This is a genomic window from Dolichospermum sp. LEGE 00246, assembly GCF_015207865.1.
Classification (GTDB): Bacteria; Cyanobacteriota; Cyanobacteriia; order Cyanobacteriales; family Nostocaceae; genus Dolichospermum; species Dolichospermum heterosporum.
The window spans coordinates 1-4,101 of the sequence record NZ_JADEWA010000481.1; the positions used below are offsets into that span (position 1 = coordinate 1).

The window sequence follows — 4,101 nt, forward strand, 5'->3', positions numbered from 1 at the left end:
CTTCCCCTACTTCCCCTACTTCCCCTACTTCCCCTGTGTCCCCTACTTCCCCTGTGTCCCCTACTTCCCCTGTGTCCCCTGCTGCTGTTCTACTCTTCTGCGCCTTGAATTTTGAGTAACAAAGCACCGATTGCCCAACCTACGAGGATTAGACCGAAAGATAGCATAGCTGCATTTAATATTTCGCTGCCCATTTGCTGTAATGCTCCTTTGTGGATTGTTGATTTATGTTTCTTGTTTTTCAGACCGCTGAATTTGATTTGAAGGCTCAAATCTTATTTTCAACTTTGAGGATTCAGATAAACTGGGTCTATCAGAATTATTGAGATTAAACCTCTATCAATAATTCTAAACCAATTTAGGGATGATATTCGGGGATAGACGACGATGGGCAGGGATACAAGATCATGATTAATCAAGATAAACGTCCGCGTTTGGTGCTGACAGTGGGAGATCCGGCGGGTATTGGTTCTGAGGTAGTTTTGAAGGCTTTGGCTGATCCTGAAGTTACTCAGAATTGTGATGTGGTGGTGGTGGGGAATAAAATTTTATTAACTCAAGTTTATGAAAATATCAGTAAAAATATTGATAATTCCCTCGCTTTGGTAAATCCTGCTAATTTGTCTGTAGTTGATGTGCCTAGTGCTGGTGAAATTATTATTGGTGTGGGGAATACGGCTAGTGGTGCGGCTAGTTTTGCTTATATGGAATATGCCATATCTCAAACTTTGGCGGGTGAGTTTGATGGAATTGTTACCGGACCTATCGCTAAATCTGCTTGGAAGGCTGCTGGTTACAATTATCCAGGACAAACGGAACTTTTAGCCGCAAGGGCTGGTGTGGAGCGTTTTGGGATGTTGTTTGTGGGGCGATCGCCTTTTACTGGTTGGACTCTTCGCACTTTACTTGCTACCACACATATTCCTTTACGTCAAGTAGCCGAGGCATTAACACCCCAGTTGTTGACACAGAAATTAGATTTGCTTGTGGAGTATTTGGAAAATGATTTGGGGATTAAAAATGGGAGAATTGCGATCGCCGGGTTAAATCCCCACAGCGGTGAAATGGGACAACTAGGAACAGAAGAAATAGATTGGTTAATTCCCTGGCTGGAGTCAGAACGCCAAAAACGCCCCCATTTACAGCTAGAAGGACCCATCCCCCCAGATACAATGTGGGTAAAACCAGGTATGGCTTGGTATGGTAATTCTTCAGTTAAAAATCCCGCTGATGCTTACTTGGCACTTTATCACGACCAAGGATTAATTCCCGTGAAGTTGATGGCTTTTGATCGGGCTGTCAATACTACCATTGGTTTACCGTTTGTGCGGACTTCTCCGGATCATGGTACAGCTTTTGATATTGCAGGCAAAGGCATTGCTGACGCAACAAGTATGAAAGCAGCGATTAATTTGGCGGGAGTGTCAAAGGAAAATAGAAAAGGTGAGCCTATTCAGCCCACCTAACAAAATTAAAAAATATTCCGTGAAGATTAACGTGACATACTCCACACACTCCCTTATGCCTTGCGGCACGCTTGCGCGAACAGGTGAGTGTGGGCTTCTCGGCGACTCTTCTATGAAGACATTAACCGAGCTTTAAAGCCCTATGCCCTAGGGGCAATTCGTCACTTACGCGTATTCATCTCATCACCTCCCTATCGGGTAGGTGAGAGGCTTATACTGTTTAACCTAACAATGCTTTGGCTTTAGCTAAAACATTATCAACAGTGAAGCCAAACTTCTCCAAACAAATACCACCAGGAGCAGAAGCACCAAAAGTATCAATACTTACGGTGTCACCTTCACTACCTGTATATTTGTGCCAGCCGAAGCTACTAGCAGCTTCTACAGATAGACGCTTAGTAACAGCTTTTGGTAGAACAGATTCTTTGTAAGCTGCATCCTGTGTATCGAACAAGGTAGAAGAAGGCATAGAAACTACACGAACCTTCTTACCGACCGCAGTTAATTTTTCTGCTGCACTTACACAGAGGCTGACTTCTGAACCAGTACCAATCAAAATGATATCTGGTGTACCTTGGCAGTCAACAATTGTATATCCACCCTTAGCGACACCTGCAATGGATGTACCTGCCAAGTTAGGAACGTTTTGACGAGTGAACGCCAATAAAGTGGAAGCGTGTGCTTTAGACTTCTCAATTGCGACTTTGTAACCACCTGAGGTTTCATTTCCGTCAGCAGGACGAATTACGGTTAAATCAGGAATGGCACGCAAAGAAGCAAGGGTTTCAATCGGTTGGTGAGTAGGACCATCTTCACCTTGACCAATGGAGTCGTGAGTCATGACCCAAATTGAACCAGCTTCAGAGAGCGCAGCCAAACGAATAGCAGCCCGCATATAATCTGTAAAGATCAGGAAGGTTGCACCGTAAGGAATCAAACCTGAGTTGTGCAACGCCATACCATTACAGATTGCACCCATTGCGTGTTCCCGCACACCAAAGTGGATGTTGCGGTTGGCAAAATGTCCTTTTTGGAAGTCTCCAGCACCTTTGAGTTCGGTGAGGTTGGAGTGGGTTAAGTCAGCAGAACCACCAATTAATTCTGGTAAAACAGCCCCGAGTTTGTTGAGGCAGTTTTCTGAATGTTTGCGGGTGGGTAATGCTTTGTCTTCGGTTGTGTAGGTAGGTAATACTTTGTCCCAACCGTCTGGTAATTTGCCGCTAATGAAACGGTCAAATTCCGCCGCTTCTTGGGGGTATTTAGCTTTGTAACCAGCATAAACTGTGTTCCATTCAGATTCGTAACCGGCACCGCGTTCAACAGCCTTGCGAGCATGATTTAGAGCATCTTCAGGAACTACAAAGGCATCATATTCCCAACCTAAGTTTTTGCGGGTAGCGATGGTTTCTTCAGGACCCAAAGCCGCACCGTGAATACCAGCGGTATCTTGTTTGTTAGGAGAACCATAACCAATGGTGGTTGTCACCTTAATCATGGTGGGTTTATCGGTGACGGCTTTTGCAGCTTCAATCGCTTTGGCAATTCCGGCTAAATCGGTGTTACCGTCTTTAACGTGGAGAACGTGCCAACCGTAGGATTCAAACCGTTTGGAAACGTCTTCAGTGAAAGCTACATCTGTAGAACCATCAATGGAGATGTGGTTGTCGTCATAAAGAGCAATCAGTTTACCTAATCCCCAGTGTCCAGCAATGGAAGCAGCTTCACCGGAAATCCCTTCCATGTTGCAACCATCACCCAGAATTACATAAGTATAATGATCAACTATCTTGGCATCTGGTTTATTGAACTTAGCAGCTAGGTGTGCTTCTGCTACTGCTAAACCCACTGCATTGGCGATTCCTTGACCTAAAGGACCTGTGGTAACTTCTACACCGGCTGTAACAAAATTTTCGGGGTGTCCTGGGGTCTTAGCACCCCATTGACGAAATTGCTTGATGTCGTCTATGGTAACGCTATCGTAGCCGGTTAAGTACAGTAGGGCATACTGCAACATTGAACCATGACCAGCGGATAAAACAAAGCGATCGCGGTTGAACCACTGAGGATTTTTGGGGTTATAGCGCATGAAGCTATCCCAAAGCACAAAAGCCATTGGAGCCGCGCCCATAGGTAGTCCAGGGTGTCCCGATTTAGATTTTTCTATGGCATCTACAGCCAAAAAGCGGATCGAATTAATACAAAGTTCTTGGATGGATTGGGTTGCAACAGCCATAATCTCTTATTGTTAACGACGGGTTAGGACTCTTTTTAGCTTGTTCTGGTTGGGTTCATTATCAAGTGATCCCACTTTTCTCATCATCCCATTCCTAATTGTCAATGGACAAGGGGGATATTGTGAGTTTTTGGTGATGAATAAAGCCAATAATTTGATCTTGCTGTTCCCAAAGCGTGGCATAAGCCATACTAACGGTTCAGCAAAGGATGATCTCTATCATACTTGCCACAGGTTCACTTCTAAAAAGCCAACCAGTAACAAAATTACAGTAGGAGTTCAGGAAGTAGGGGCGCAAGGCCTGCGCCCATTCAGGAGTATGGCTAACGCCACGCTGCGCTATCAGGAGTTCAGAAGGAAGAAATTTCTCCCCAACTCCCCCAACTCTGTCTCTTATACACA

The 4,101-nt window shown here is 44.8% G+C and carries 4 protein-coding genes; 2 read left to right on the forward strand and 2 right to left on the reverse strand.

Annotated elements, in window-relative coordinates:
* Positions 1 to 89: 89 nt before the first annotated feature.
* Positions 90 to 194 (reverse strand): PetM family cytochrome b6-f complex subunit 7, encoded by a 105-nt coding sequence (locus IQ228_RS22565; RefSeq protein ID WP_071992831.1) that lies wholly within the window; start codon positions 192 to 194, stop codon positions 90 to 92.
* A 213-nt stretch (positions 195 to 407) separates the two neighbouring features.
* Here IQ228_RS22565 and pdxA point away from each other — a divergent pair, with 213 nt between their 5' ends.
* Positions 408 to 1,466: a 4-hydroxythreonine-4-phosphate dehydrogenase PdxA gene (gene pdxA, locus IQ228_RS22570; RefSeq protein ID WP_027402749.1), complete on the forward strand. Its 1,059-nt coding sequence runs from the start codon at positions 408 to 410 to the stop codon at positions 1,464 to 1,466.
* 220 nt (positions 1,467 to 1,686) lie between these two features.
* Here pdxA and tkt read toward each other — a convergent pair whose 3' ends face one another.
* Positions 1,687 to 3,699: a transketolase gene (gene tkt / locus IQ228_RS22575; protein ID WP_193964515.1), complete on the reverse strand. Its 2,013-nt coding sequence runs from the start codon at positions 3,697 to 3,699 to the stop codon at positions 1,687 to 1,689.
* Positions 3,700 to 3,835: 136 nt separating this feature from the next.
* Between tkt and IQ228_RS26850 the strand changes: the two genes are divergently transcribed.
* Positions 3,836 to 4,101 (forward strand): hypothetical protein (locus IQ228_RS26850; RefSeq protein WP_228044021.1); only part of this gene is annotated, 266 nt, incomplete at its 3' end.